The 25,544-nt window shown below is 72.6% G+C and carries 31 protein-coding genes and 1 riboswitch; of the genes, 20 read left to right on the top strand and 11 right to left on the bottom strand.

Annotated features, from left to right (window positions below):
* Window positions 1-392 precede the first annotated feature (392 nt).
* The 11 genes from ACIBJE_RS05845 to ACIBJE_RS05895 all read left to right on the top strand — a co-directional run bounded on the left by ACIBJE_RS05845 (window position 393) and on the right by ACIBJE_RS05895 (window position 8,164).
* Window positions 393-1,637: an acyltransferase family protein gene (locus ACIBJE_RS05845; protein ID WP_396743528.1), complete on the top strand. Its 1,245-nt coding sequence runs from the start codon at window positions 393-395 to the stop codon at window positions 1,635-1,637.
* A gap of 52 nt (window positions 1,638-1,689) precedes the next feature.
* Entirely contained in the window at window positions 1,690-2,511 is an 822-nt protein-coding gene (recO, locus tag ACIBJE_RS05850; protein ID WP_396743531.1) for a DNA repair protein RecO, read from the top strand.
* Between the two features lie 28 nt (window positions 2,512-2,539).
* Window positions 2,540-3,349: an isoprenyl transferase gene (locus tag ACIBJE_RS05855; protein ID WP_377654447.1), complete on the top strand. Its 810-nt coding sequence runs from the start codon at window positions 2,540-2,542 to the stop codon at window positions 3,347-3,349.
* Between the two features lie 92 nt (window positions 3,350-3,441).
* Window positions 3,442-3,630, top strand: a complete 189-nt coding sequence (locus tag ACIBJE_RS05860) for a hypothetical protein (protein WP_396743535.1) — start codon at window positions 3,442-3,444, stop codon at window positions 3,628-3,630.
* A gap of 100 nt (window positions 3,631-3,730) precedes the next feature.
* The gene (locus ACIBJE_RS05865) at window positions 3,731-3,862 is read left to right on the top strand and encodes an alpha/beta fold hydrolase (RefSeq protein WP_396743538.1); all 132 of its coding nucleotides are present in this window, start codon (window positions 3,731-3,733) and stop codon (window positions 3,860-3,862) included.
* Window positions 3,838-4,374, top strand: coding sequence for an alpha/beta fold hydrolase (locus ACIBJE_RS05870; RefSeq protein ID WP_396743541.1), 537 nt, complete (start codon window positions 3,838-3,840; stop codon window positions 4,372-4,374). Before ACIBJE_RS05865 ends, ACIBJE_RS05870 begins: the two co-directional genes overlap by 25 nt.
* A gap of 323 nt (window positions 4,375-4,697) precedes the next feature.
* On the top strand, window positions 4,698-5,369 hold the full coding sequence (locus tag ACIBJE_RS05875) for a hypothetical protein (protein ID WP_396743544.1): 672 nt from the start codon (window positions 4,698-4,700) through the stop codon (window positions 5,367-5,369).
* Window positions 5,353-6,162, top strand: a complete 810-nt coding sequence (locus tag ACIBJE_RS05880; protein ID WP_396743547.1) for a class F sortase — start codon at window positions 5,353-5,355, stop codon at window positions 6,160-6,162. The genes ACIBJE_RS05875 and ACIBJE_RS05880 overlap by 17 nt, the downstream gene beginning before the upstream one ends.
* A gap of 341 nt (window positions 6,163-6,503) precedes the next feature.
* Window positions 6,504-6,737, top strand: a complete 234-nt coding sequence (locus ACIBJE_RS05885) for a hypothetical protein (RefSeq protein WP_396743550.1) — start codon at window positions 6,504-6,506, stop codon at window positions 6,735-6,737.
* Between the two features lie 73 nt (window positions 6,738-6,810).
* Window positions 6,811-7,560: a hypothetical protein gene (locus ACIBJE_RS05890; RefSeq protein WP_396743553.1), complete on the top strand. Its 750-nt coding sequence runs from the start codon at window positions 6,811-6,813 to the stop codon at window positions 7,558-7,560.
* Between the two features lie 61 nt (window positions 7,561-7,621).
* Window positions 7,622-8,164, top strand: a complete 543-nt coding sequence (locus ACIBJE_RS05895; protein ID WP_396743556.1) for a DUF6886 family protein — start codon at window positions 7,622-7,624, stop codon at window positions 8,162-8,164.
* Between the two features lie 167 nt (window positions 8,165-8,331).
* On the opposite strand, the gene ACIBJE_RS05900 is transcribed toward ACIBJE_RS05895, so the two are convergent.
* The 3 genes from ACIBJE_RS05900 to ACIBJE_RS05910 all read right to left on the bottom strand — a co-directional run bounded on the left by ACIBJE_RS05900 (window position 8,332) and on the right by ACIBJE_RS05910 (window position 11,294).
* Entirely contained in the window at window positions 8,332-9,132 is an 801-nt protein-coding gene (locus ACIBJE_RS05900; RefSeq protein WP_396743559.1) for an energy-coupling factor transporter transmembrane component T family protein, read from the bottom strand.
* Window positions 9,129-10,580 carry an ABC transporter ATP-binding protein gene (locus ACIBJE_RS05905; protein ID WP_396744515.1) on the bottom strand — a complete coding sequence of 484 codons (1,452 nt, stop codon included), beginning with the start codon at window positions 10,578-10,580 and terminating at the stop codon, window positions 9,129-9,131. The genes ACIBJE_RS05900 and ACIBJE_RS05905 overlap by 4 nt, the downstream gene beginning before the upstream one ends.
* A 123-nt stretch (window positions 10,581-10,703) precedes the next feature.
* Complete coding sequence (locus tag ACIBJE_RS05910; RefSeq protein ID WP_396743562.1) at window positions 10,704-11,294, bottom strand: ECF transporter S component; 591 nt, start codon at window positions 11,292-11,294, stop codon at window positions 10,704-10,706.
* A 76-nt stretch (window positions 11,295-11,370) separates the two neighbouring features.
* Window positions 11,371-11,476, bottom strand: a riboswitch (TPP riboswitch).
* 310 nt (window positions 11,477-11,786) lie between these two features.
* Here ACIBJE_RS05910 and ACIBJE_RS05915 point away from each other — a divergent pair.
* The 6 genes from ACIBJE_RS05915 to ACIBJE_RS05940 all read left to right on the top strand — a co-directional run bounded on the left by ACIBJE_RS05915 (window position 11,787) and on the right by ACIBJE_RS05940 (window position 18,010).
* On the top strand, window positions 11,787-12,740 hold the full coding sequence (locus tag ACIBJE_RS05915) for a permease (protein ID WP_396744518.1): 954 nt from the start codon (window positions 11,787-11,789) through the stop codon (window positions 12,738-12,740).
* The gene (locus tag ACIBJE_RS05920; RefSeq protein ID WP_396743565.1) at window positions 12,740-13,474 is read left to right on the top strand and encodes a TIGR03943 family putative permease subunit; all 735 of its coding nucleotides are present in this window, start codon (window positions 12,740-12,742) and stop codon (window positions 13,472-13,474) included. The genes ACIBJE_RS05915 and ACIBJE_RS05920 overlap by 1 nt, the downstream gene beginning before the upstream one ends.
* Window positions 13,475-13,518: 44 nt before the next feature.
* Complete coding sequence (locus ACIBJE_RS05925; RefSeq protein WP_396743568.1) at window positions 13,519-14,349, top strand: alpha/beta fold hydrolase; 831 nt, start codon at window positions 13,519-13,521, stop codon at window positions 14,347-14,349.
* On the top strand, window positions 14,346-15,137 hold the full coding sequence (locus ACIBJE_RS05930; protein ID WP_396743571.1) for a sugar isomerase domain-containing protein: 792 nt from the start codon (window positions 14,346-14,348) through the stop codon (window positions 15,135-15,137). Before ACIBJE_RS05925 ends, ACIBJE_RS05930 begins: the two co-directional genes overlap by 4 nt.
* Before the next feature lie 271 nt (window positions 15,138-15,408).
* Entirely contained in the window at window positions 15,409-15,912 is a 504-nt protein-coding gene (locus tag ACIBJE_RS05935) for a DUF6328 family protein (RefSeq protein WP_396743574.1), read from the top strand.
* Between the two features lie 124 nt (window positions 15,913-16,036).
* Window positions 16,037-18,010 (top strand): acyl-CoA dehydrogenase family protein, encoded by a 1,974-nt coding sequence (locus ACIBJE_RS05940; RefSeq protein ID WP_396743577.1) that lies wholly within the window; start codon window positions 16,037-16,039, stop codon window positions 18,008-18,010.
* Between the two features lie 61 nt (window positions 18,011-18,071).
* Here ACIBJE_RS05940 and ACIBJE_RS05945 read toward each other — a convergent pair whose 3' ends face one another.
* The 8 genes from ACIBJE_RS05945 to ACIBJE_RS05980 form a co-directional block, all read right to left on the bottom strand.
* Complete coding sequence (locus ACIBJE_RS05945) at window positions 18,072-18,239, bottom strand: hypothetical protein (RefSeq protein WP_396743580.1); 168 nt, start codon at window positions 18,237-18,239, stop codon at window positions 18,072-18,074.
* Window positions 18,240-18,248: 9 nt separating this feature from the next.
* The gene (locus tag ACIBJE_RS05950; RefSeq protein ID WP_396743582.1) at window positions 18,249-18,854 is read right to left on the bottom strand and encodes a hypothetical protein; all 606 of its coding nucleotides are present in this window, start codon (window positions 18,852-18,854) and stop codon (window positions 18,249-18,251) included.
* A gap of 70 nt (window positions 18,855-18,924) precedes the next feature.
* The gene (locus ACIBJE_RS05955) at window positions 18,925-19,326 is read right to left on the bottom strand and encodes a Fur family transcriptional regulator (RefSeq protein ID WP_396743585.1); all 402 of its coding nucleotides are present in this window, start codon (window positions 19,324-19,326) and stop codon (window positions 18,925-18,927) included.
* Window positions 19,327-19,390: 64 nt separating this feature from the next.
* Window positions 19,391-19,690 (bottom strand): metalloregulator ArsR/SmtB family transcription factor, encoded by a 300-nt coding sequence (locus ACIBJE_RS05960; protein WP_088982587.1) that lies wholly within the window; start codon window positions 19,688-19,690, stop codon window positions 19,391-19,393.
* Window positions 19,691-19,733: 43 nt separating this feature from the next.
* Window positions 19,734-20,600 (bottom strand): metal ABC transporter permease, encoded by an 867-nt coding sequence (locus tag ACIBJE_RS05965; RefSeq protein WP_396744521.1) that lies wholly within the window; start codon window positions 20,598-20,600, stop codon window positions 19,734-19,736.
* The gene (locus ACIBJE_RS05970) at window positions 20,597-21,361 is read right to left on the bottom strand and encodes a metal ABC transporter ATP-binding protein (protein WP_396743589.1); all 765 of its coding nucleotides are present in this window, start codon (window positions 21,359-21,361) and stop codon (window positions 20,597-20,599) included. The genes ACIBJE_RS05965 and ACIBJE_RS05970 overlap by 4 nt, the downstream gene beginning before the upstream one ends.
* Window positions 21,358-22,371 (bottom strand): metal ABC transporter substrate-binding protein, encoded by a 1,014-nt coding sequence (locus ACIBJE_RS05975; protein ID WP_396744524.1) that lies wholly within the window; start codon window positions 22,369-22,371, stop codon window positions 21,358-21,360. Before ACIBJE_RS05975 ends, ACIBJE_RS05970 begins: the two co-directional genes overlap by 4 nt.
* A gap of 251 nt (window positions 22,372-22,622) precedes the next feature.
* Window positions 22,623-22,880 (bottom strand): DUF6703 family protein, encoded by a 258-nt coding sequence (locus tag ACIBJE_RS05980; protein ID WP_396743592.1) that lies wholly within the window; start codon window positions 22,878-22,880, stop codon window positions 22,623-22,625.
* A 28-nt stretch (window positions 22,881-22,908) separates the two neighbouring features.
* Here ACIBJE_RS05980 and ACIBJE_RS05985 point away from each other — a divergent pair, with 28 nt between their 5' ends.
* The 3 genes from ACIBJE_RS05985 (at window position 22,909) to ACIBJE_RS05995 (ending at window position 25,346) form a co-directional block, all read left to right on the top strand.
* Complete coding sequence (locus ACIBJE_RS05985) at window positions 22,909-23,250, top strand: antibiotic biosynthesis monooxygenase family protein (protein WP_396743595.1); 342 nt, start codon at window positions 22,909-22,911, stop codon at window positions 23,248-23,250.
* Between the two features lie 25 nt (window positions 23,251-23,275).
* The gene (locus ACIBJE_RS05990) at window positions 23,276-23,824 is read left to right on the top strand and encodes a hypothetical protein (RefSeq protein ID WP_396743598.1); all 549 of its coding nucleotides are present in this window, start codon (window positions 23,276-23,278) and stop codon (window positions 23,822-23,824) included.
* A 142-nt stretch (window positions 23,825-23,966) separates the two neighbouring features.
* On the top strand, window positions 23,967-25,346 hold the full coding sequence (locus ACIBJE_RS05995; RefSeq protein WP_396743601.1) for a glycine--tRNA ligase: 1,380 nt from the start codon (window positions 23,967-23,969) through the stop codon (window positions 25,344-25,346).
* Window positions 25,347-25,544 lie beyond the last annotated feature (198 nt).

Below are 25,544 nucleotides of genomic sequence, written 5' to 3' on the forward strand. Positions count from 1 at the left end.
GTCAACCCGCACGTTCCCGGCGGGGTGGCATCGGCCTTGGCCCCGCCCCCCACCGCCGGGCGTCGGCCGGGTTGCCCCCCCCCGGGGCCCCCCGGGGGGGGGGCGCCCCCCCCGCCCCCCCCCCCGTCGCCGGAGGCAGGCGGACACGCGGCCCGCGTCGGTTAATCGACTCGTCATGCGGCAAGTCGGACTTTCCGCTCGGGCGAGAGGCCGACATGCCGCAGTCGGTGTCGACCGAGGGGCCTCATCCGGCCACCCCGCCAGGGGCGGTTCGGTCTTCGGGGCTTCTGTGGGATTCCTCACTTTCGATGCCCCGGACAGGGCGTTTCCAGCCGGTGGTGCGGAGGGTAGGACAGGAACCCGCCGCTGCCCCCGGACATAGACGCAGGCTGATGCGAAACCGATACCTGGATCTGCTGCGCTTTCTCGCGATCATCCGAGTCGTGGTCTACCACGTCACCGGGTGGGCCACGCTCACTCTGGTCTTCCCGGCCATGTCGGTGATGTTCGCGCTGGCCGGATCGCTGATGGCCGCCTCGCTCGACCGCTCCGGTACGGCCGCCGTCGGCCGTCGGCTGCGCCGGCTGCTGCCCTCGCTCTGGGTGGTGGCGGTGATCTTCGTGCCGGCCATGCTCATCAGCGGCGGACTGTCGGTGAACTGGCGACTGCTGCTCTGGCTCTTCCCGATCACCGACCCGCCGGCCAACGGCTGGGGCGCACTCGCGCTCAGCGTGATCTGGTACCTGCGCGACTACCTCTGGTTCGTCCTCGCCTCCCCGCTGGCGCTCTGGCTGTTCCGGCGGGCCCCGCTGCCCACCCTGCTCACCCCGTACGTGCTGCTCGTCGTGGTCGAGCTGCGCTTTCCCGGTGCCCCGATCGTGCTGCGCGACTTCGGCCTGTACTTCGGCGCGTGGCTGCTCGGCTTCGCCCACCACGACGGCATGCTGCGCCGGCTCTCCCGGCGGCTGCTGGTCGCCGTCGCGGCACTGCTGGCCACCGCCGGGGGCGCCTGGATCCTCACCCATCCGGGCGTGCGCGGCTACGACCTCAACGACATCCGGATCGGCAACGCACTCTGGGCTGCGGCGTTCATCCTCATCGCCCTCGGGTTCGCCCCCTCGACGGCGGCCTGGGTCGACCGGAACGCCGTGCTCGGCCGGGCGGTGACCGTGTTCAACCGGCGGGCGCTGACCGTCTACCTCTGGCACATGCCCTTCGTGGTCGCGCTCACCCCGCTGGTGGACGTGGTCGGCTGGTCCCACCAGGACCTGCTCGGCCTCGCCATCCGGGTGGTGCTGGTCTTCCTCCTGGTCGGGGTGGTGACGGTGCTGGTCGGCTGGGTCGAGGACGTCGCCGCCCGCCGCCGACCCGAACTGCTGCCCGGCGGGCGGCGTACCCAACCGGGGCCGGCCACGCCCACCGACGTCGCCCCGGTGGCCACCGGGGCATCCGGGCCCGGCGGCGCGCCCGGCTCCGGACCGGTCGTCGTGCCCCGACCCCGGTCCACCGCCAACGGTGTGCCCCCTCCCGGTTCCGCCGTCAACGGTGTGCCCCGTCCCGGTTCCGCCCCCGGGACCGGTGCCGGGCCCGCCACGGAGGCGGTATTGGCCGAGGACACCCGGATCCGGGTGAGCTGACCGCCCGCCACCCGGGTCACGGGGGCCTGGGGCGGGCGGGGAGAATGGTCCGGTGGCCGGGTACCGCCGACAGCTCTACCGCGACGACGCGGTGGTGCTGCGCGTCCAGAAGCTCGGCGAGTCGGACCGGATCATCACCCTGCTCACCCGCCGGCACGGCCGGCTGCGCGCGGTGGCCCGGGGGGTGCGCCGCACCACCTCCCGCTTCGGGGCCCGGCTGGAGCCGTTCGGTCATGTCGACGTCCAGCTCGCCGGGGACCCGAAGGGCAACCAGGGCAGCTCGCTGCACACCGTCAGCCAGGTCGAGGGGATCGACCTGTACGGCAAGCGGTTCCTCGGTGACTACCCCCGCTACACGGCGGCCAGCGCGATCGCCGAGACCGCCGAGCGGCTCACCCCGGTCGAACGGGAGCCCTCGCTGCGGCTCTTCCAGCTCACCCTCGGGGCGCTGAAGTCGCTGGCCCGGGGCGCCCACGACACCACGCTGGTGCTCGACGCTTACCTGCTGCGCGGGATGGCGCTGGCCGGCTGGGCACCCGCCCTGGTCGCCTGCGCGGTCTGCGGCACGCCCGGCCGGCACCGGGCGTTCTCCGTACCGGCCGGGGGTTGTGTCTGCCCGGACTGCCGGCCGCCCGGGGCGGCCCACCCGGCCCCGGCCACCGTCGACCTGATGTCCGCGCTGACCACCGGCGACTGGATGGTCGCCGACGCCACCCCCACCGCCGTACGCCGGGAGTGCAGCGGACTCGTCGCGGCGCACCTCCAGTGGCACCTGGAGCGCGCGTTACGCTCGCTGCCGCTGGTCGACCGGGGCACCCCGACGGCCGGCCCGGCCCCGTCGCGCGGCAGCGACGGGTCGGTGGAGCGGGTGTGACCAGGGAGAGTATCGAGTGATCCGATCGATGAGGACGGGTCGGCGCACGCCGACGCCGCCGACGCCGCACCCGTCCGGGGCCCGGCCACCGGCACTGCCCGCCGAGGCGCTGCCGAAGCACGTGGCGGTGGTCATGGACGGCAACGGCCGGTGGGCCAAGGAGCGGGGACTGCCCCGCACCAAGGGCCACGAGGCGGGGGAGTTCTCCCTCTTCGACACCGTCGAGGGCGCAATCGAGCTGGGTATCCCCTACCTTTCGGCGTACGCGTTCTCCACCGAGAACTGGCGGCGCTCCCCGGACGAGGTCCGCTTCCTGATGGGCTTCAACCGGGACGTCATCCGGCGTCGCCGGGACCAGCTCGTCGACCTGGGCGTCCGGGTGGTCTGGTCGGGGCGGGCCGGCCGGCTCTGGAAGAGCGTGATCGGCGAGTTACAGACCGCCGAGGAGATGTCGAAGGACAACTCGACGCTGACCCTCCAGTTCTGCGTCAACTACGGCGGCCAGGCCGAGATCGCCGACGCCGCCGCCGCGATCGCCCGGGACGCCGCCGCCGGCAAGCTGGACCCGGCGAAGGTCACCGAGAAGACCGTCGCGAAGTATCTCTACCACCCGGAGGTCCCCGAGGTGGACCTCTTCCTCCGTCCCTCCGGCGAGGAGCGGATCTCCAACTTCCTGCTCTGGCAGAGCGCGTACGCCGAGCTGGTCTTCCTGGACACCCTCTGGCCGGACTTCGACCGTCGCCACCTCTGGTACGCCTGCGAGCTGTACGCCCAGCGCGACCGGCGCTTCGGCGGCGCGCTGCCGAACCCGGTCGCCCCGCCGGCCCCGGTCGGCTGAGCCGTCTGGGTGCCTCGGGCCGCAGCGGTGCTTACCGGCGGCCCGACCTGGGTACTGCCTGGTCAGCAGCTATCCAGGAGGTGTTACCGACAATGATCCAGAAGCGGATCGGGCAGTGGGCGGTCATGGCGGTCGCGGTGCCGCTGGCGGCTGCCGGCGCACGACGAATCAGCCACACCATCGAGGCCCGACGCGGCCCGTCCGGCGTCAGCCGGATCCTCAGCCGGGGAGCCGACCTGCTCCGCCCGCAGAGGGCGAAGCGGCGTCGTCGGTTCTGGTGACCGACCGGCGGTGCCGTCCTCCACACGGCACCGCCGGGTCCACCGGCGACGGCGGCCACGGAAGCGCCCCGGCACCAGGACCGGGCTGGTCCGTACCGTGGTGATCGATCTGACGACGACCGACGGCACCCGCCTGGCCCTGCACGACCTCGGGGGTGCCGGCGAGCCGGTCCTGCTGCTGCCGGGCCTGTGCGGCCACGCGGGGGAGTGGTCGGCCACTGCCCCCGGCTGACCGACACGCACCACGTCTACGGCCTCGACCCACGTGGCCACGGCGAGAGCGAGCGCCGTCCCACCGACGTGTCCCGGGCCGCCCACGTCGCCGACGCCGTGACCGCCCTGCGGGCGATCGGCCGTGCGACCGTCGTCGGGCAGTCGCTCGGCGGACACACCGCCCTGCTCACCGCAGCACGTCACCCCGACCTCGTCTTCCGGCTGGTACTGGCCGAAGCCGTTCCGCAGGGCCCCGACGACGAGACCGCCGGCATGGCCGGACGGTTGGTACCCGGCCTTCGACCGCGACGTCATGGTGGCCACCGTCGCGGCAGCCGTCGGGGCACGCTGGGACGAGTTCGCCCGGATCCGCTATCCGATCCTGGTCGTCCGGGCCGGCGACGGCGTGCTGCGCCCCGACGAGTACGCCCGGATGCGGCGACATCCCACGGTCACCGCCGTGGAGATTCCCGAGGCCGGCCACGACGTGCACCTCGACAGCCCTCAGCGCTGGCGGACCGTCGTCACTGACTTCCTGTCCCTGCCGAGGTAGGAGCCGGTCCGCTCCTTCCGGCACTCCGCCCGGCCTGGTTGCCCCTCGGGTGCCGGCCCTCCGGTTGCCGGGCGTGGGCCGCTCGCCCCCGCCGCAGCCGCTGTCGTGGCCGTGCGGCCTTTGCCGTTGCCGAACCATGCGGACAGAACCGTCCTTATGCCTCATGAGACATGAATGAACTACTTGTGGCACCTCAAGGGCTGATTATTACGAAACACGGAAAAGTCCTCTTGTTTCGTATGAATCCCCCTAGCGTTCGTCATGGCTCGTCCTCCTGAGACGACCAGAAGGAGTGAGGAACATGTCTATGAGGTTGTCGACCAAGCTCGCCGGCGGGGTGCTGCTGGGCAGTGCCGCCTTGCTGTTCGCCGCGCCCGCCACCGCGCTCGCCGCGACCGACGGGGAGACCAACGCGCCCACGGCCTCGAACGAGGGGCAGGTGTCGCAGAAGAAGTCCAACGACCGGCCGAAGACGTTCAACCTGCGTGACAAGAACGGCAACGGGGTCATCTGCGCGAGCACCAGGCAGAGCAACGAGCAGAGCATCTCCCAGATCATCCGGGACAACACGATCACGGACAGCGTTGTCACCTTCAACCTGTCCGCAGCGCAGGCGGCGTCGAACGAGAACAGGACCCAGCCCAACAACATCGTCGTCTGCATCCGCGACATCGACGTGGATGTGGACGTCGAGACCGACCTGCTGGCCGACCTCCTCCGGATGGTGGAGGCCGGTGTCGGCGAGGCTGGTTCGCCGGCGGCCCCGTCCGCCAGCACCAGCGGCGTGTACGCGGGTCCGGAGGGAGCCTGGGTGTTGCCGAGTACGGCCGCCGTCGCGGCCGGTGACGGTGGCGCGCTTGCCGACACCAACACCGGTGCTCTGACGGCGGGCGGTGCCGGCATGATGGGCGTGGGCGTGCTCGGTGGCATCGCACTGCTGCGTCGGCGGTCCGCCAATGGCACGGTCGCCTAGGGCGGCCAGGAGCGCCAGCGGCCGCCACGGTTCTCCGTGGCGTGCCGCTGGCCTCGTCCTGGTCACCCTCATCACGCTCACCGGAGCAGGACTGATCACGGTCGCGGCCACGGCTCCCGATCCGGTCGGGCCGCCGCAGCCTGACGCCGCCGCCGCACCGCAGTCCCTGCTGTCACCGTCGACGGGCACCACACCAGAGCCGACGCCGAGCGGAGCCGACGCGGTGCCGGCCGCCGGAGCGACCCCCGGCGAGGCGCGCAGTGCCCACGGACGTCCCGCAGACGATCCCGGGTCCGCCGCGACCCGCCCGTCCCCCTCCCCGACGGTGGTCGGAATGCCGCGGTCGCAGCCCACCCGCATCAGGATCCCGCGGATCGGCGTCGACGCGCCGACGGTTCCGCTCGGGCTGGACAAGAACCAGCAGATCGCGGTCCCACCGCTGAACAAGCCCGAGACGACCGGGTGGTACAAGCTGGGACCAAGTCCCGGCGAGGTGGGGACCGCGGTGGTGGTGGGCCACGTCGACTCACGCGCCACCGGCCGGGCGGTCTTCTACCGGCTGGGCGCGCTGAAACCGGGGGACACCATCGAGGTGCCCCGCAAGGACGGCAGGAAGGCCCGCTTCGTCGTCGACGGGGTGACCCGTTACCCGAAGAAGAAGCTTCCGCTGGATCTGGTCTACGGCCACACCGGCAAGGCGCAGCTCCGCGTGATCACGTGTGGCGGCGGCTACGACAAGGCAGCGAAGTCGTACAAGGACAACATCGTGGTGTTCGCGACGCTGGTGCCCTGACCGACCGCGAACGTTCGCCCCGGGCATGAGGTCGCCCCGGGCGGGGGAGAGGGTGCGGAGCAGCGGACCTGCCGCCGGGCGGCGTGGTCCGCCCGCCGCATCCTCTTAATTCGGATGCGCGCCGGGTGTGCCGTGGGATAGCGTCCAGGACATGCGCTACTGATGCCTTGTGCCGAGCCAGGTCCACCGCCGTCGCCGTGGACCGTGCCGCCGGGCGTGCGCGTTCCCGTTCGTCGCTGTCGCGACGTCATCCGTGGTCGGCCGTCCCGGGGCTACCCCCGTTCCCCGTTCGCCGACCGTACCGGCTGCTCCGGACGGTCCCTCGCCGAAGGAGGCACCGTATGCCTGCCAAGCGTAAGCCGAAGAAGTCCCGTCCGTCCGCGCCGAAGCCGTCTCTGCTGGAGGTGACCCCGCCGGACCTGGACGCGATCGAGGTGGCTCCGGTGAGCCTGCCGACCGGCTCGACTCCGCCGCAGGCTCCGAAGGCCGGGCCGCCCCAGCGGGGCGCGGCCTACACCGCCAATCGTGGCCGACCCGCCGCGCAGGGCCGCCAGTATGCCTTCCGGCGCAGCTGATCGGCCCCGGGATGGTCGGGGCGGTCACCGCCCCGGCCACCCCCTCCGGCATCGACGGCGCACCGGGTGATCGGTGGAGCCGTTCCTTGCCGGCGTGGAGATCGTGACGCGCGTCGATCGGCCCGAGCTGCACGAGGCGGCGGCCCTCGTGTTCCGAGAACGTTGGCCAGAGTTCGTTTTCCACGACGACGTGCCGAAGAGATACATGAGCCGGGCCGAGGAGTACTTCGCGCAGTTCGACATCATGGTGCTCGACGGGCGTTCTGTCGTCGCCGGCGGTTGGGGAGTGCCGATGGCCTGGGATGGCAGCGTCGACGACCTGCCGTCGGGCTACGACGACGCGTTGATCCGTGCGGTGGACGGCCGAGAAGCCGGTGTCGAGCCCACGAGCCTGAGTTTCATGGCGGTCGTCGTGGGCGCATCCCACGACAGGCGCGGCATGGCCGGTGTCGTGCTTGAGGAGCTGACGCGACGAGCGTGCAGTGCCGGCCTCACGCATGTGGTCGCTCCGCTCCGGCCGACGTGGAAGCACCGCTACCCGATGGTGTCGATGGCCGAGTACGGCGGATGGACTGGCCCGGACGGACTCTCGATCGATCCGTGGATCCGCACCCACCAGCGCATGGGAGCCCGCGTGCTCTGTCCAGCTCTGCGGTCGATGGTGGTCGAAGGAACTGTCGCTGAATGGGAGAGCTGGGCGGACATGCTGTTTCCCGTCACCGGAGAATATGTGGTTCCCGGTGCGCTCAACCTCGTGCTGATCGATCGGGAACAGGATCGCGGCGTATACGTCGAGGAGAACCTGTGGGTTCAGCACAGCTGAACTCAGCGGCGGACCGGTTAACCGGTGGAGCCTCTTCCGCTCCTGGTGTAGACACGGGCGGATGCGACCACGAGCGGGAGAGGTCCTGCACTTCTCCGAGGATCCGACGATCAGGCGGTTCATGCCGCACGTCGCCGAGACCGCGCGGCAGCCGGACGCCTACGTCTGGGCGGTCGACCACGACCGGGCTCCCGACTACTGGTTCCCCCGACACTGTCCCCGCGCGATGGCCTGGGTATGCGCGACCACGTCCGAGGACGACCGGGCCCGCATCATCGGCGCGGGCTGCGGTGACCGCGTCCATGCCATCGAGTACGGCTGGCTCGACGCGATGCGCCGGGTCCGGCTGTTCGCCTACCGGCTACCGGCGAACCGTTTCCGGCCCTTCGGCGCACCGGAACCCCACGCGCACGTGGCGGTGGAGCCGGTCGAGCCGCTCGGCCCACCTGAGCCCGTGGGCGACCTGTTCGAATGCCACGCCGAAGCCGGAATTCAGCTCCGTGTCCTGACCGCTCTATGGCCGTTCTGGGATGCCGTCACCAGTAGCACGCTGGGCTTCAGCGGGATCAGGCTGCGCAACGCGGCACCCCGCCCCCCGGTGTGAGCCCGGACCGGCCTCCCGTCGGCCCGCCTCGTCGGCCCCCGTTTTGCCGATAAGGCGGTGTACGGGTGCTGGGACACCCCCGTATCGCCGAAACCGCGACGGCCGGGCCGGGACCGCGACGGCCGGGCCGGGACCGCGACGGCCGGGCGGGGCGGAAGGGGGGCGGGTCAGCCGATCAGGGGGCGGAACGTGCCGAGCACGACGCTGACCCCGAGGGCCGCGCCGGCCAGCACGGCCGCCCCCACCACCAGCAGCCCGTCCGCGACGGTGAACCGCTGGCGGCGGGCGACCGTCCGTGGGGTGCCGGCGTCGAAGCCGCGCGCGTCCATCGCCACGGCCAGCCGGGTGCCCCGCCGGATCGCCCCCACCAGCAGCCCGAAGGCGGTGGAGACGAAGAGCCGGAGCTTCGCCAGCGGGTTGCGGCCGGCGTCCACCCCCCGGGCCCGTCGGGCCAGGCTGATCATCTGCCACTCCTGGCCGAGCATCGGCACCAGCCGGAACGCGGCGAGCGCGCCGATGGCGAACCGGGGCGGGGCCTTGGTGTTCTGGATCAGCGCGTCGGCCAAGTCGGTCGGGTCGGTGGTCGCGAAGACGATCACGCCGGGCAGCGCCACGGCGAGCGTCCGCAGCACCAGCCCGAGCGCGGTGACCAGCACTCCCGAGGTCACCAGCACCGGACCGGCCTCGACGAGCACCCGGCCCTCCCGCTCGGCGGCGAAAAGGACCAGGGTGACCACGATGCCGACGGCGCCGAGCAGCAGCGGCCAGACCCGTCGGGCGAGTACCCCGTACCGGACCCCGAACATCGGCAGCACCGCGAGTTCGATGGCGATGGCGATCGCCGGGGCGACCGGGTCGAGCGTGGCGACCAGGGTGAACGAGAAGAGCAGCGCCGCCGCGAGCTTCGCCACCGGGTTGCGTCGGGCCAGCGGCGCGGTCGGGTCGGCGACCGGTTCGAGGCTGATCACGGTCGCTCCGACCCGGCCGGCGGCACGGCCCGGTCCACCGTCACCCGACGGTCGGCGAGAGCGTCGACGAAGTCCGCGTCGTGGGTGACCGTCACGACGCCGTGCCCGGCGTCGCGCAGCCCGGCGAACAGGTCGACCAGCTCCGACCAGGTGCGCCGGTCCTGCCCGAAGGTCGGCTCGTCGCAGAGCAGCAGGCGGGGCGCGGTGGCCAGGGCGGTCGCCACGCTCAGCCGCCGCGCCTCCCCGCCGGAGAGGGTGTACGGGTTCGCGCCGGCCAGCCGCTCCAGCCGCAGCCGGTCCAGCAGCTCGTTCACGGTGGTGCGGACGGCCGCCTCCGGTCGGCCCGTACGGCGCGGCCCGAGCGCCAGCTCGTCGAAGACCGTACCGGTGACGAACTGGTGTTCCGGGTCCTGGAACACCGAGCCGATCCGCCGGGCCAGGGCGGGTGCGCGCCACCGGTGCGGGGGAGTGCGTCGGTCGGTGCCGGCCAGGTCCGCGCTCGCGGTCAACCGGCCGGTGCCCGGTCGGAGCAGCCCGCCGAGGAGCAACGCGAGGGTGGACTTGCCCGCGCCGTTCGGGCCGAGGACGGCGAGCGCCTCGCCGGCGCGTACCGCCAGGTCGGTGGGGGTGAGCCGGGGCGGCAGGCCGAGCCGTTCGGCGGTGAGCAGCACCTCCCCGGCGGGGGCCACCGCCCGGCGGGGCGGCACGGGGTGGCCCGGCACCCAGACCCCGTCGGCGGCGAGCGCGGCCCCGTGCTCGGCGAAGACCCGCTCGGGCGGCCCGTCGGCCCGCACACCCCCACCGGCGGCGAGGACGACCACCCGGTCGACCAGGGGCAGTGCCTCGGCGACCCGGTGCTCGACCAGCACCAGCGTGGTGTCGGCGTCCACCGCCTCGGCAATCGCCCGCCGGACCAGGGCCGCCCCGGCCGGGTCGAGGTTGGCGGTCGGCTCGTCGAGCAGCAGCAGTCCGGGCCGCAGCGCGAGCGCTCCGGCCAGGGCGAGCCGCTGCTGCTCCCCGCCGGAGAGCGCGGCGGTCGGGCGGTGACGGGGGTACGGAAAACCGACCCGGGCCAGCGCCTCGTCCACCCGGGGCCAGATCTGCTCCGCCGGCACCCCCCGGTTCTCCAGCCCGAACGCCACGTCGTCGCCGCAGCGGGCCATCACCAGCTGGCTCTCCGGGTCCTGGAAGACCATGCCCACCCGGTCCCGCGCCTCGGCTGGCGGGAGCCCGTCGACCTCGATGGTGCCCGCCCGCTCGCCGGAGTCATCCGGCAGCAGTCCGGCCAGCGCGGCCAGCAGGGTGCTCTTGCCCGCGCCCGACGCGCCGAGCAGCAGCACCCGCTCGCCGGCCTCGATGCGCAGGTCCAGGTCCCGCAGCGCCCACGCCTTCCGCCCCGCGTGCCGCCACCCGAACCCCCGCACCCCCAGGGCCACCCCAACCCCCACTCTCACCACGCCCCCCTCTCACACCACGCCCCCGCCCATCTCCCCCGTCGATCAAGGAGTTCGCGTCGGGGAATCGGCCTCTGGTCGACGCGAACTTCTTGATCAACGCGGCATGGCGGGGAGTCAGACGCGGGTGCGGTCGCGGGCGGCGGGCAGGTGGGCCAGGGCACCGGTACGGGCCAGGGCGGTGGTCAGGGCGTGCCCGCCGACACCCGTCACGACCGCGGCGCTGACCACGGTGAGCAGCGCGTACGGGATGCGGTAGCTGGTCAGGTCGTACTTGGCGTTCCAGACGAAGAAGTCGAACAGGGCCGCGCTGACGCCGGTCAGCGCCCCGGCGATCACCGCGGTCGGCAGCCGGAACGAGCGGTACCGGAACGCGGCGAAGGCCAGCTCCGCGCCGAGACCCTGGACGATGCCCTGCGGGATGATTGTGCCGGCCCACTGGCTGCCCAGCAGCGCGGAGAGCACCGCCGCCACGGTCTCGCAGTACAGGGCCGCGCCGGGCTTGCGGATCACCAGGCCACCCACCACGGCCGGCATCAGCCAGACCCCGTAGATGAGGGTCTGCGCCGGCGGGAAGAAGGCGAACGCGCCGGACGTCGCGCTCCACACCAGGCCCCAGGCCCAGAAGATGACGCCGAAGGCCACCGCGATCACCGAGGCGACCACGATGTCGATGGTGCGCCAGCGGGGATTGTCGAGCTTGCTCATGTGTACGTGCTCCCAGTCCGTGTGCGAACCAGGCAAGACGCACGCCGTACGCCCGGTGGCACCGGACGACGACGCGGCTGGAGACTGACCGAACTCCCTGCGCTGGCATTACCCAGATCAGGTTCGAGGGTCTGCGGGTGGTGCCCGCACTCTCAGCGCTGTGCGCTCCCCTGTCGGATGTGAAGTTGTTGCGCAGACGCTAGCACCGCGACGCGCCGGAACCCAGGGGCGACGTCGCGCCGATGACGTCGGCCACGTCACTGTCCGGGTTAGGGTGGGGCACTCCCCGTACCCGTACCCGTCGATCCGGAAGGGACGACCGTGACCTCTGCCGACCAGGCCGCGCCGGGTCCCGGCACACCCGAGACGGCCGGGCCGCCCGGCGGGGCCGGCACCGTCGCCGGAGCCGGTCACGCCGCCCCGGCGACGGCGGACCTCCCGGTCTCGGCCGTACCCGGCCAGGGCCCGGGGGCCGGCGGACCGGGCCGGTGGCTGCGCGAGCGGGTCGGCTCGGTGGAGGTCCTGGCCGCGGTGCTGGTCCTGCTGGTGGTCTTCCGGGAGCCGATCGGCACCGCGATCTCCGCGCCGCGGCTGCAGACCTGGACCACCGTCTTCGTCTCGGTGATGGTGCAGGCGATGCCCTTCCTGGTGTTCGGGGTGCTGCTCTCGGCGGTGATCGCGGTCTTCGTGCCGCGCTCGTTCTGGGCCCGGGCGCTGCCCCGGCACCCCGCGCTCGCCGTGCCGGTGGCCAGCGCAGCCGGGGTGGTCCTGCCCGGGTGCGAGTGCGGGTCGGTGCCGATCGCCGGGTCGCTGATCCGCCGGGGTGTCACCCCGGCCGCCGCGCTGGCCTTCCTGCTCGCGGCCCCGGCGATCAATCCGATCGTGCTCACCGCCACCGCGGTCGCCTTCCCCGACAACCCGGAGATGGTCCTCGGCCGGGGCCTGGCGAGCCTGGTCGTCGCCATGATCATGGGTTGGCTCTGGCTGCGGCTGGGCCGGGCCGACTGGATCCGGCTGCCGCACCGTCCGGACCTGGACGGCCTGGGCCGGGGCGCGGCGTTCTGGTCGGCGGTACGCCACGACGTGGTGCACGCCGGTGGGTTCCTGGTGCTCGGCGCGATGGCCGCCGCCAGCATCAACGTGCTGGTGCCGGAGCGCTGGTTGCAGACCCTCGCCGACGATCCGGTGCTCTCGGTGCTGGCCCTGGCGGTGCTGGCCGTCCTGCTCTCCATCTGCTCCGAGGCGGACGCCTTCGTCGCCGCGTCGCTGTCCCAGTTCTCGTTGACCTCCCGACTGGTCTTCCTGGTGGTCGGGCCGATGGTGGACCTGAAACTCGTCTCGATGCAGGTCGGAGCCTTCGGCCGGCGGTTCGCGTCCCGGTTCGCCCCGACCACCTTCGTGGTCGCCGTGCTGGTGGCCGTCGGCGTGGGAACGGTGGTGATCTGATGAACCGGCAGGCCCAGGCGGTCGTCCTGCTACTGCTCGGGGGTGCGGTGCTGCGGGCCAGCCTCACCGACCTGCACCTGCGCTACGTCAAGGAGGGACTGCAACCCTTCCTGGTCGCCGCCGGGCTGCTGCTGGTGGCCGCCGCCGCGATGACCCTGTGGTACGAACTGCGCCCCGCCGCGCCGGACTCTCCGGATCCCCCGGACGAGCACGACGACGGCCACGGCCACGGCCACCACGGTCCACGCGTCGGCTGGCTGCTCATCCTGCCGGTGCTCGGCCTGCTGCTGGTCGCCCCGCCGGCCCTCGGCTCGTATGCCGCCGGGCAGGCCGGAACGGTGTTGTCCGAGCGGGCGACCTCCGACTACCCGCCGCTGCCCGAGGGGGACCCGGTCCGGATCACCGTGCTGGACTACGCCTCCCGGGCGCTGTTCGAGGGCGGACGGTCCATCGGGGACCGTCGGGTCCAGCTCACCGGGTTCGTCGTCACCGGCCCGGACGGGCAGCCGATCCTGGCCCGGATGATCCTGTCCTGCTGCGCCGCCGACGGCCGTCCGGTGAAGCTCGGTCTGACCGGTGAGGTCCCCGCCGGGCTGGCCGACGACACCTGGGTCGAGGTGACCGGACGCTACACCGACCGGGTCGGCCGGGACCCGGTCAACGACGCGGAGGTGCCGTACCTGGAGGTCGAGTCGTGGCGCCAGGTGCCGACCCCGAAACAGCAGTACGAGTAGGGCCGTCGCCGTCCCGGTCTCCGCTCCGGCGGTAGGCTCCGGGCATGAGGATCGATGCGCGCGGGCTGACGTTCGAGGTGCACGCCGATGGCCCGGACGACGGCGAGCCCGTGCTGCTGCTGCACGGTTTCCCGCAGCACAGTGGCGAGTGGGTCGACCTGCTGCCGGCCCTGCACGCCGCCGGGCTGCGAACGTACGCGCTGGACCAGCGGGGGTACTCGCCCGGTGCCCGCCCGACGGCGGTGGAGGCGTACCGGCTGACCGAGTGCGTGGCCGACGCGGTCGCCGTCCTCGACGCGCTCGACGTGCCCGCCGCGCACGTGGTCGGCCACGACTGGGGCGCGATCGTGGCGTGGGCCCTGGCCGCCGGCCACCCGGACCGGGTGCACACTCTCACCGCCGTCTCCGTGCCGCACCCGGCCGCGATGGCCCGGACCATCGCCGGGGACCGGCGACAGAAGACCCGGTCGGCGTACATGGGGCTGTTCCGTAAGGAGGGCACGGCCGAGAAGGTCCTGCTCGCCTGGCACGCCGCCGCCCTGCGCAAGCTGCTCGGCGGGGTGGGGAACCGGGAGCGGATCGACACGTACGTGCGGCCGATGCGGGAGCCGGGCGCGCTCACCGGGGCGCTGAACTGGTACCGGGCGATGTCCGGCCGGGAGCTGGTGGGCACCGGACCGGTGTCGGTGCCGACCACCTACGTCTGGAGCGACCGGGACACCGCGGTCGGCCGGACCGCCGCCGAGGCGTGCGCCCCGTACGTCACCGGCCCCTACCGCTTCGTCGAGCTGACCGGGGTCAGCCACTGGATTCCGGACGAGGCGCCGGGCGCGCTGGCCGAGGCCGTGCTCGCCCAGGTGGAGGCGGTGCGATGAGCGACCCGGTGGACCCCTCCGGGCGGGACGCGACGACCCCGCCGGTCAGTGCCGACGGCTACCTGGCCGCGCTGACCGGGACGATCGCCCGGGTCGCCGCCGGCCAGCGCGAGGCGGTGGCCCGCGCGGCCGACCTGGTCACCGACGCGCTCCGGGCCGGCGGGGTGGTGCAGGCGTTCGGCACCGGACACTCCGAGGGGCTGGCGTTGGAGATCGCCGGACGGGCCGGCGGTCTGGTGCCGACCAACCGGATCGCCCTGCGGGACCTGGTGCTGTACGGTGGCGCGCCGGTCGACCTGCTCAGTTCCACCCTGGAACGGGATCCGGCGGTCGCGCACCGGCTCTGGGAACTGGCCCCGGTGCGTCCCCCGGACATCTTCGTGATCGCCTCGAACTCCGGCATCAACGGCGCGGTGGTCGAGTTCGCCTCGCTGGTCAAGCGGCACGGGCACAGGTTGGTGGCGATCGTCTCGGCGGCGCACTCGGCCCGGATGCCGTCCCGCCACCCGGCCGGGCACCGGCTCGCCGATTTCGCCGACGTGCTGCTGGACAACGGTGCCCCGTACGGCGACGCGACCCTGCCGCTGCCCGACGGGGGAGCGGTCGGCGCGGTCTCCTCGATCACGGCCGCCCTGCTGGCCCAGCAGATCGTGGTGGAGGTGGTGGCCCGGCTGCTCGCGGCGGGGGAGACGCCGCCGGTCTACCTGTCCGCCAACGTGCCGCACGGCGACGCGCACAACTCCGAACTGGAGGTCCGGTACGCCGGCCGGCTGCGCCGCGGCACCTGACCCGGAGACGGCCTGTCGTCCGGTCCCGAGCTGATCCGGAGGCGGCCCGTCGTCCGGTCCGGAGCGCTGACCCGGAGACGGCCGGTCGTCCGGTCCGGGCCCGGCTGTCCGGTTGACTGCCGCTGTCCTGTCTCGTCCCGGTCCGCCAGTCGGTCGCACGGTCCGGAAGCGGACATGTGAATGCGTTTCGTGGCGCGCGGCACGGGGCAATCGCTGTGCTGCCGGCCGGAGGACGTACCGCCGGTTCTGGTCCTCATGTGGAGGTGGCGGCTTGTCCAAGGAGACCGAACGGCAGCGTTGGCAGCGCAACTTCGCCGACCTGTTGCAGGAGCTTCGGGTCGCCCAGACGGGCGTGCAGATTCTCTTCGCCTTCCTGCTCACTCTGCCCTTCAGCGCCGGGTTCGACGACACCACCGGTTTCCAGAAGGACGTCTACGTCGTCGCGCTGATCGCCGCCGCCGCAGCGACCGCGATGATCATTTCACCGGTGGCGTTCCACCGGGCGCTGTTCCGCCAGGGCCGGAAGCCGGAACTGGTCCGTTTCGCGCACCGGATGGCCAGCGGCGGGCTCGCCTTCATGCTGGTCTCGATGGTCAGCGCGGTGCTGCTGATCACCGACTTCATCCTGGACCGCCCGATCGCCTTCCTGCTGAGCGCGGTCACCGGCCTGTGGTTCCTGACCTTCTGGGCGATCCTGCCGTTCGCCCGGCGCAACTGGGGCGATGACGACCTCGACGACGAGGACGACGATCCGCCTCCGGGCCAGTGCGACTGAATCCTCCCGGTATCGCCACTGGCAGGGCTTGCACGACGCTACTCCTGGGTAACAACAGGGGTGGCGTCGCTCTTTGTCTACCCGGGAGCGGCGCGCGAGGCGGACCGAGGTACGAGGGGGCAGCATGAGCACCACGCAGCACGACCGCCCGGCGTCCCACCCCGACGGGGTGGGGCCGCTGCCGAAGGAGGCGGGGCAGGTCTCGGAGAAGGAGGCCCGACAGGTCGCCGAGGCGGCCCGCGAGTCGGCCTGGGACCGGCCGAGCTTCGGCAAGGAACTGTTCCTCGGCCGGTTCCGGCTCGACCTGATCGACCCCTGGCCGCGTACCGATCCGGCGGACGCCGCCCGCGCCGAGGAGTTCCTCGCCACCCTGCGGGCGTACCTGGAGTCCGAGGTGGACGGGGCGGCGATCGAGCGGGACGCGTCCATCCCGGACGAGGTGTTCCAGGGCCTAACCCGCATCGGTGCCTTCGGCATGAAGATCGACCCGGCGTACGGCGGTCTCGGGCTGAGCCACCTGCACTACTGCCGGGCGCTGATGCTGGCCGGCTCGGTCAGCCCGGCGATCGGCGCGCTGCTCAGCGCCCACCAGTCCATCGGCGTGCCGCAGCCGCTGAAGATGTTCGGCACCGAGGAGCAGCGGCAGCGCTTCCTGCCCCGATTGGCCGCCGGTGAGGTCTCCGCGTTCCTGCTCACCGAGCCGGACGTCGGCTCGGACCCGGCCCGCCTGGGCACCACCGCCGAACCGACCGCCGACGGCACCGGCTACCGGCTCAACGGGGTGAAGCTCTGGGCCACCAACGGCACGGTCGCCTCGCTGCTGGTGGTGATGGCCCGGGTGCCGGCCGGCGAGGGCCGCCGGGGCGGCATCACCGCCTTCGTGGTCGACGGCGACGCCGAGGGGATCACCGTCGAACGGCGTAACGCCTTCATCGGGCTGCGCGGCCTGGAGAACAGCGTCACCCGCTTCCACGACGTCTTCGTGCCGAAGGAGAACGTCATCGGCGGCGAGGGGCGGGGTCTGAAGATCGCTCTCAGCACGCTCAACACCGGGCGGCTCTCGCTGCCGGCGATGTGCGTCGGCGCCGGCAAGTGGTCGTTGAACGTGGCCCGTGAGTGGGCCGCCGACCGGGTGCAGTGGGGCCGCCCGGTCGCCGAGCACGAGGCGGTCGCCACCAAGCTCTCCTTCATCGCCGCCACCACGTACGCGATGGAGTCCATGCTGGACCTCTCCTGCCTGCTCGCCGACGACGACCGCAACGACATTCGGATCGAGGCCGCCCTGGCCAAGCTCTACGCCAGCGAGATGGCCTGGCGGATCGTCGACGAACTGGTGCAGATCCGGGGCGGACGGGGCTACGAGACCGCCGAGTCGCTGGCCGCCCGGGGCGAACGCCCGGCCGCCGTCGAACAGCTCCTCCGCGACCTGCGGATCAACCGGATCTTCGAGGGCTCCACCGAGATCATGCACCTGCTGATCGCCCGGGAGGCGGTCGACGCGCACCTCTCCGTCGCCGGGGACATCATCGACCCGGACGCCGGGCTCGGCCGCAAGGCCCGCGCCGGGGCCCGCGCGGGCGCCTTCTACGCCCGCTGGCTGCCCACCCTCGCGGTCGGCCGCAGCCAGGCGCCCGGGGCGTACGCCGAGTTCGGCCCGCTCGCCGGCCACCTGCGGCACGTCGAGAAGACCTCCCGGAAGCTGGCCCGCTCGACCTTCTACGCGATGTCCCGCTGGCAGGGGAAGATGGAGCGCAAGCAGGCCTTCCTCGGCCGGATCGTGGACATCGGGGCGGAGCTGTTCGCCATGTCGGCGGTCTGCGTCCGGGCGCACGCCGAACGGGACACCCACCCCGAGGGGCGCGAGCTGGCCGACCTGTTCTGCCGGCAGGCCCGGCTGCGCATCGAGGCCCTCTTCACCAACCTCTGGTCGAACACCGACCCGGTGGACGTGGTCGCCGCCCGGCGGATCGTCGCCGGCCGGTACGCCAGCCTCGAGGAGGGCGTGCTCACCCCGCCGGACGACCTGCCCTGGGTGACCCGCTGGTCGCCCGGCCCGTCCACGACGCCGGACGTCCGCCGCCGTATCCCGCCCCGGTAACCGCCTTCGCCCCGGTGGCCGCCGGGCTTCCGCCGGACCCGGTCGGGCCGGCGGGGCCCGGTCAGCGGTTGACCGCCCAGACCAGCACGGCCACCAGGATGATCCCGTTCAGCACCCCGAGTACCGCGTACGCCGTGGTGGGCACCTTCTGCCCGCGCCGGGCGAGACTCATCAGGTAGCCGGCGTAGCCGAGCAGCAGCAGGGCCATGACGATCAGGAAGTAGAGCACCGGTCGACCTTAGCGGTCCGCCCGCAGGCCGAGTTCACGCAGTTCCAGGGCGGCGAGCGCGTCGACGGTGTCCGGGTCGCCGCGCCGCCACGCCTCGGCCACGTCCGGGGCGATCCGGGTGAGCCGACCCAACGGCTGCCCGGCCAGCGCCCGCAGGGCGAGCAGGTCCCGGCCGGCAGGCGCGGACCGCAGCGCCGCTGCCGCGCCGGCCCGGCGCATCCAGCGCAGGCGCAGCGGCAGCCAGCCGAACAGCACCAGGCCGAGCGGGAACACCAGCACCGCCACGGCCAGCGCCCACGCCAACTGGTCGACCAGTTCCTGCTGGTCACGCCCGGCGTCGGCGACCGCCCGAGCCGCCTCGGCGGCCCGCTCGAACGGGGTGGTCAGCTCGTCGCCGACCAGCGGAACCCGGCCGATCTTGCCGCCGGCGTCGGCCAGGTTCTCGGCCAGGCCGCCACCGGCCCCCTCCAGCTTCTGACCCGGCACGGCGAGCCGCTGCACCAGGTCGTGCAGCCACATCGCACCCCGGATCGCGACGTACACCCAGGCGACGACGAGCAGGTCGGTGACGATTTGGCGGGCGGCGGTGGGAAAACGGTCGGCGTAGATCCTCACGCCGCACAGCGTGCCACGCGGCACCGTCCGCCGCAGACCGCGACGGGGCGGCGGACGACACCGCGCGACGTCAGCCGGCGGCGCAGGACGGGCAGGTGCCGAAGATCTCCAGGGTGTGACTGACGTCGGAGTAGCCGTGCTGGGCGGCCACCCGGTCGGCCCAGGTCTCCACCGCCGGGCCGGCGACCTCCACCGTCCGCCCACAGGATCGGCAGACCAGGTGGTGGTGGTGTCCCTCGCTGCACCGCCGGTAGAGGTGCTCACCGCCCGGCGGGCGCATCACGTCGATCTCGCCCGCGTCGGCCAGCCCCTGCAGGGTCCGGTACACGGTGGTGAGCCCGACCCGCTCACCCCGATCACGGAGCATCGCGTGCAGGTCCTGCGCGCTGTGGAAGCCCTCCAACTCGGCGAGCAGCGCACTGACCGCCGTACGCTGCCGGGTGTTGCGCACGGCCGTACCGCCCTCGCTCACGCCGCCTCCCTCGCACCGGCCCGGACGCGGAGGCCGGCCCCGCTGGTCCGCTCGCTCTGGTCGCTCATGTCCCCTCCCCGGCGTGGCTGACCGCGTCGGCCACGATGTGCGCGACGTGCTCGTCGACCAGGGCGTAGGCGATCTCCCGGCCCCGCCGGGAACCGCGCACCACACCGGCTCCGCGCAGCACCCGCAGGTGCTGGGAGACCAGGGGTTGCGTCGCGCCGAGCTTCTCCACCAGTTCGTGGACGCAGCGTTCACCCTGGGCGAGCTCGCTGACGATGGCCAGCCGGATCGGCGCGGAGAGGGCGCGCAGCAGGTCTCCCGCACCCTCGTACGCGTCGTAGCCGTTGGTGCTGGTCACCCTGCAACGGTAACCAATGCCGGCACAACCGGGGGGACCAGGATCAGCGCAGCACCACCTCGTGCGGCTCAGCCGGTTCCGGCGAGGTCGGCGTACGCCGTCGACGCAGGCCCCGCCACGCCGCCGCGCCGACCGCGACGACGAGGAAGGAGGCTATCGCGAGCACCACGACGGACGCGCCCGGGGCCGTGTCGGCGACCGCCGCCACCCAGACCCCGCTGCCGGCCGCCAGCAGGCCGACCGCCATCGCCATCGCCATCGTGCTGCGGAAACCCCGGGTGACCTGCTGCGCGGTGGCCACCGGTACGACCATCAGCGCGCTGATCAGCAGGACGCCCACCGCCCGCATGGCGATAGTGACGGTCACCGCCGTGGTCACCGCCAGCAGCAGGTTGAGCGTACGGACCGGCAGGCCGGAGACCCGGGCGTACTCCTCGTCGTGACAGACCGCGAAGAGTGCCGGGCGCAACGCGACCATGACGACCAGCACCGCCACCCCCAGCACCGCGATGGTGACCAGGTCGGTCCGCGAGGTGGTGGTCAGCGCGCCGAACAGGTACGCGTTCAGGTTGGCGTTGCTGGCGTCGGAGAGCCCGACCAGCATCACGCCACCGGCGATGCCGCCGTAGAAGAGCAGCGCCAGCGCCAGGTCGCCGGAGGTACGGCCGCGTTCCCGGACCAGCTCGATGACGACCGCGCCGAGGATGGCGGCGAGCACCGCCATGATCACGGGCGACTGGTTGAACAACAGGCCGGCCCCGACCCCGGTCAGTGCCACGTGGCCGATCCCGTCGCCGATCAGCGCCAGCCGTCGCTGCACCAGGTAGATGCCGAGCGCCGGGGCGGCGAGACCGATGATCAGCGCGCCGACCAGGGCGCGGAGCATGAAGTCGTACTGGAAGAGGCTCACGGCGTGCTCCACAGCCCGGCGGGCTCCTCGGGACCGTGCGGGTGCACGTGGTCGTGGTCGGGGTCCGCGTGGTGGCCGGCCGGCTCCGGGACCGCGCCGTCGTGCGCGATACCCCCCTGGTGGACGACCACCGCCCGGCTGATCAGCGGACGCAGCGGACCCAGCTCGTGGGCGACCAGCAGCACCGTCCCGCCGCCGGAGACGAACCCCCGCAGCGCCTCGGCAAAGGCCTCCTGACTCACCGCGTCCACCCCGGCGGTCGGCTCGTCGAGCACCAGCAGCTCCGGCTGGCCGGCCAGCGCCCGCGCGATCAGGGTGCGCTGCTGCTGCCCGCCGGAGAGGGTCGCCACCGGGTCGCCGGCCCGGTCGGCGAGCCCGACCGCGCGCAACGCCTCGGCCACCGCCGCCCGGTCGGCGCGACCGGCCGGGCGCAGGACCCCCCGCCGGGCCAGCCGTCCGGAGGCGACCACCTCCGCGACCGTCGCCGGTACGCCGCTGCCGGCTCCGAGGCGCTGCGGGACGTACCCGATGCGGTGCCACTGCCGGAAGCGGCGCAGCGGGGTGCCGAAGAGGGTGACCCGACCGGCGCCGAGCGGCACCAGGCCGAGCACCGCGCGGATCAGGGTGGACTTGCCGGAGCCGTTGGCCCCGAGCACGGCGACGACCTCACCGGCGGAGACCGCCAGTGAGACGTCACGGAGCACGGGGCGGCCGTCGTAGCCGACCACCCCGTGCTCCACGTTGACGACGGGTTCGCTCACGAGCAGCCCAACGCCGTCCGCAGGGTCTCCAGGTTGCTGCGCATCACCGAAAAATAGTCCCCGCCGGTGTTGTCGGCGGAGAGACCCTCGATCGGGTCCAGCACCGCGGTCTTCGCCCCGACCTCCTTGGCGATGGTCTCGGCGACCTTCGGACTGACCAGCGTCTCGAAGAAGATGGTGGTGGCCTTGTGCTCGCGGGCCTCCTCGGTGACCTCGGCGAGGCGCTGCGGGGACGGCTCGTTCTCCGGGCTCAGGCCGGAGATGCCGATCTGCTCCAGCTGGTAGCGCTCGGTGAGGTAGCCGAAGGCGGTGTGGCTGACCACGATCTCCCGCCGCTGGCAGGTCTTCAGCCCCTGGGTGAACTCGGCGTCCAGCTTCTCCAGCTCGGTGCGGAGCGTCGTCGCCCGGGCGGTGTAGTCGGCGGCCCGGTCCGGGTCCGCCGTGCCGAGCCGCTCGGCGAGCTTGTCGGCGATGGTGGCCAGCCGGGTCGGGTCGAGCCAGACGTGTGGGTCCTTGGCTCCGTCCTTCTCCCCGGCGGGCTCCGCCTTCTTCTCCTCCTCGTGGCCGTCCTCACCCTCGTGGCTGTGGCCGTCCTCGCCCTCGTGGCCGTGGTCGTGGTCGTGCCCGCCGGCTGCGGCGTCCAGGAGCGGCTGCACGGTGGTCACGTCGAACACCCGGTCCCCGCCGTTCTGCTCGACCGCCTCGTCCACGGCCGGCTGGAAGCCCTTGAGGTAGACCACCAGCTCGGCCTCGCTGACCTGGCCGACCTGTCCCGGGTTCAGCTCCAGGTCGTGCGGCTCCGCGCCGGGCTTCGCCAGGTTGACCACTGTCACCGCGTCCCCGCCGACGCGTTCGCTGACGAACTGCAGGGGGTAGAACGCGGCCACCACGTCGACCCGCTGCGGGTCGGCGCCGGCCACCTCGTCGGAGGAGCAGGCCGTGACGGCACCGAGAGCGAGCAGGGCGGAGGAGGCGGCGGCCAGGACACGCGGAGTGGAGCGGATGTTCATGTTCTCCACCTTCCGCTGCAACGACAATGATTGTCAAAAACGCATGCTTGCATGTGAGGTGGTGGCAGGGGACCCCTGTTACCGCTTTTTGATGAGGAAGGGCCCCCTGCAACCACCACCACGAGAACCCAACCACCCAACCCCGAGCGGGCGCGGGGGCACCCGGCGAGGCAGGGTGAGGCGAGGTGAGGCGGGGTGGGGCAGAGCGAGGCGAGGGAGGGCGGGGTGAGGCGGGGCTGGGTGGGGCGGGGTCAGAGCAGCTTGGCGAGCGCTACGGCGACCAGCAGGGTGAGCATCAGCAACCGGATCAGCCGGGTCGCCGGGGTCTGCACCGGCCAGGTCAGCCGCAGCAGCACGACCAGCGCAGCGGCCAGCAGCAGGAGCAGCACCCCGCCGACGACGCCCGGCGTGAGCAGACCCACCAGCACCAGCGCGAGCACGGCCAGGAACACCCCGGTCGGATTCACCCGGGACAGGCGGGCCAGCAGGGGGCTCTGCGTACGCTGCATCCCACAGACTCTACGAGGAGGACGCCCGGTGCTCGTCACCAACCGGTTCGTGGTCGACGAAGACGTCGCCCCCACCTTCACCGAGCGGGCGCACGCCGCCCTCGCCGCGCTCGCCGCCCGCCCCGGCTACCTGCGCGGGGAGCTGCTGCGGGCGCTCGACGACCCGCGCCACTGGTGCCTGGTCACCGAGTGGGAGTCGGTCGGGGCGTACCGGCGGGCGCTGGGTGGGTTCGACGTCAAGATCCAGGCCACTCCGTTGCTCGCCGAGTCCGTCGACGAGCCGTCGGCGTACGAGACGCTGGCCAGCGCGGGACCGGACGGCGCGGTGACGATCTCCACGAGTGATCGGGCCGCTGGTCCGTACCGCTGACCCCCCGGGCACTACCCTCTCCGGTATGACCGCACCCGGACCGGCAGCCCCGTCGCCGTACCCCGTGCTGCCCGGCCCTGACGGGCCGGAGGGGCACGGCGTACCCGCACCACCAGCCGGCCCCGGGGTTGCCCCGCCGTTCGCCGCACCGCCCACCGAGGGACGCAGCGTCCGGATGTGGCTCGGCCTCGGCGCCGGGGGGCTCGCCCTGCTGCTCTGCTGCGGCGGCGGGGCGGCGACCCTGGTCGGGCTCGCGGTGTCCGGCACCCAGGCGCTCGACGAGCAGGGCCGCGCGGTCACCGGCGACTACTACCGGGCGCTCGTCGACGACCGGTACGCCGAGGCGTACGACCTGCTCTGCCGCGACCTGAAGCAGCGGGAGTCCCGGCCGGAGTTCGAACGGCGGGTGACCGCCGAACCGGCGATCACCTCCTACCGGGTGGGCAGCCTCGACCTCGAGGACTTCACCGTGCGGGTCGTCGTGACCCTCGACGGGGGCGGCATGCAGACCCAACGGGTGACCCTGGTGCAGAGCACCACCACCGGCCAGTTCGAAGTCTGCGGGGTGAACTGACCGGGCCAGCCCGCCACGCGGGTGGGCAGCTCACCGGGAGTATCCTGCTGGGCTCGGGGCGACGGTGGCCGTACCGTGAGTCCCGAACCTGTCCGGAACAACTCCCTGTCCCCGCCGACCGCCAGCCGGCGTAGGAGGAAACATGCCCGCCGACCGTATCGACGCCGTCGTCAGCCTCGCCAAGCGCCGAGGCTTCGTCTTCCCCTCCAGCGAGATCTACGGGGGTACCCGGTCGGCGTGGGACTACGGTCCGCTCGGCGTGGAACTCAAGGAGAACGTCCGCCGGCAGTGGTGGAAGACGATGGTCCAGCAGCGCGACGACGTGGTCGGTCTCGACTCGGCGGTGATCCTGGCCCGGGACGTCTGGGCCGCCTCCGGTCACCTCGACGCCTTCGTCGACCCGCTGACCGAGTGCCAGTCCTGCCACAAGCGGTTCCGGGCGGACCACCTCGAGGAGGCGTACGAGGCCAAGCACGGCAAGCCGCCGGCCTCCCTGTCCGAGCTGAACTGCCCCAACTGCGGCAACAAGGGCACCTTCACCGAGCCGAAGATGTTCAACGGTCTGATGAAGACCTACCTCGGCCCGGTGGAGAGCGACGAGGGGATGCACTACCTGCGGCCGGAGACCGCCCAGGGCATCTTCGTCAACTACAACAACGTGGCGACCACGGCCCGTAAGAAGCCGCCGTTCGGTATCGCGCAGACCGGTAAGTCGTTCCGCAACGAGATCACCCCGGGCAACTTCATCTTCCGTACGCGTGAGTTCGAGCAGATGGAGATGGAGTTCTTCGTCGAGCCCGGCACCGACGAGCAGTGGCACGAGTACTGGCTCACCGAGCGCTGGAACTGGTACACCGACCTCGGACTCTCCGAGGAGAACCTGCGCTTCTACGAGCACCCGAAGGAGAAGCTCTCGCACTACTCGAAGCGGACCGTCGACATCGAGTACCGCTTCCGCTTCGGCGGCACCGAGTTCGCCGAGCTGGAGGGCGTGGCCAACCGGACCGACTTCGACCTCTCCACGCACAGCAAGCACTCCGGGGTCGACCTGTCGTACTTCGACCAGACCAAGGGCGAGCGCTGGGTCCCGTACGTGATCGAGCCGGCCGCCGGCCTCACCCGGGCGGTGCTCGCCTTCCTGCTCGAGGCGTACGACGTCGACCAGGCGCCGAACGCCAAGGGCAAGATGGAGGAGCGCACCGTCATGCGCTTCGACCCGCGGCTGGCCCCGGTGAAGGTCGCCGTGCTGCCGCTGTCGCGCAACGAGGCGCTCTCCCCGAAGGCCCGGGGGCTCGCCGCGACCCTGCGCAGGCGCTGGGTGGTCGAGTTCGACGACTCGCAGGCGATCGGCCGTCGCTACCGCCGCCAGGACGAGATCGGCACCCCGTTCTGCGTCACCGTCGACTTCGACACCCTGGACGACAACGCGGTGACGGTGCGGGACCGGGACACCATGACCCAGGAGCGGGTCTCCCTCGACCAGGTCGAGCGTTACCTGATCGAGCGCCTACCCGGCTGCTGAGCGACAGCGGCGGGGCTGGGGTTGATTGGTGGCAGGGGACCCTTGATCCGCATTCTGCGGAGCAGGGGTCCCCTGCAGGCACCTCAGACGGAGCCGGCATCGGGCGACGGCACCCCCCCGCAGAGCATCACCGGGTCGGCGACACCACGATCCCGATGCTCGCGCCCAGCCCGCGCCGGGAGCGGTAGGCGTCCTCGA

Source organism: Micromonospora sp. NPDC050187, assembly GCF_044459745.1.
Taxonomy (GTDB): Bacteria; Actinomycetota; Actinomycetes; order Mycobacteriales; family Micromonosporaceae; genus Micromonospora.

Excerpts from the sequence above, each read along its gene's own strand:
- ACIBJE_RS05885 (WP_396743550.1), top strand. The coding sequence starts at position 6,504 with ATGCCTGCCAAGCGTAAGCCGAAGAAGTCCCGTCCGTCCGCGCCGAAG.
- ACIBJE_RS05925 (WP_396743568.1), top strand. The coding sequence starts at position 13,519 with ATGAGGATCGATGCGCGCGGGCTGACGTTCGAGGTGCACGCCGATGGC.
- ACIBJE_RS05880 (WP_396743547.1), top strand. The coding sequence starts at position 5,353 with ATGGCACGGTCGCCTAGGGCGGCCAGGAGCGCCAGCGGCCGCCACGGT.
- ACIBJE_RS05995 (WP_396743601.1), top strand. The coding sequence starts at position 23,967 with ATGCCCGCCGACCGTATCGACGCCGTCGTCAGCCTCGCCAAGCGCCGA.
- ACIBJE_RS05895 (WP_396743556.1), top strand. The coding sequence starts at position 7,622 with ATGCGACCACGAGCGGGAGAGGTCCTGCACTTCTCCGAGGATCCGACG.
- ACIBJE_RS05980 (WP_396743592.1), bottom strand. The coding sequence starts at position 22,880 with ATGCAGCGTACGCAGAGCCCCCTGCTGGCCCGCCTGTCCCGGGTGAAT.
- ACIBJE_RS05910 (WP_396743562.1), bottom strand. The coding sequence starts at position 11,294 with ATGAGCAAGCTCGACAATCCCCGCTGGCGCACCATCGACATCGTGGTC.
- ACIBJE_RS05920 (WP_396743565.1), top strand. The coding sequence starts at position 12,740 with ATGAACCGGCAGGCCCAGGCGGTCGTCCTGCTACTGCTCGGGGGTGCG.
- ACIBJE_RS05860 (WP_396743535.1), top strand. The coding sequence starts at position 3,442 with ATGATCCAGAAGCGGATCGGGCAGTGGGCGGTCATGGCGGTCGCGGTG.
- ACIBJE_RS05845 (WP_396743528.1), top strand. The coding sequence starts at position 393 with ATGCGAAACCGATACCTGGATCTGCTGCGCTTTCTCGCGATCATCCGA.
- ACIBJE_RS05940 (WP_396743577.1), top strand. The coding sequence starts at position 16,037 with ATGAGCACCACGCAGCACGACCGCCCGGCGTCCCACCCCGACGGGGTG.
- ACIBJE_RS05930 (WP_396743571.1), top strand. The coding sequence starts at position 14,346 with ATGAGCGACCCGGTGGACCCCTCCGGGCGGGACGCGACGACCCCGCCG.
- ACIBJE_RS05855 (WP_377654447.1), top strand. The coding sequence starts at position 2,540 with ATGAGGACGGGTCGGCGCACGCCGACGCCGCCGACGCCGCACCCGTCC.
- ACIBJE_RS05990 (WP_396743598.1), top strand. The coding sequence starts at position 23,276 with ATGACCGCACCCGGACCGGCAGCCCCGTCGCCGTACCCCGTGCTGCCC.
- ACIBJE_RS05975 (WP_396744524.1), bottom strand. The coding sequence starts at position 22,371 with ATGAACATCCGCTCCACTCCGCGTGTCCTGGCCGCCGCCTCCTCCGCC.
- ACIBJE_RS05875 (WP_396743544.1), top strand. The coding sequence starts at position 4,698 with ATGTCTATGAGGTTGTCGACCAAGCTCGCCGGCGGGGTGCTGCTGGGC.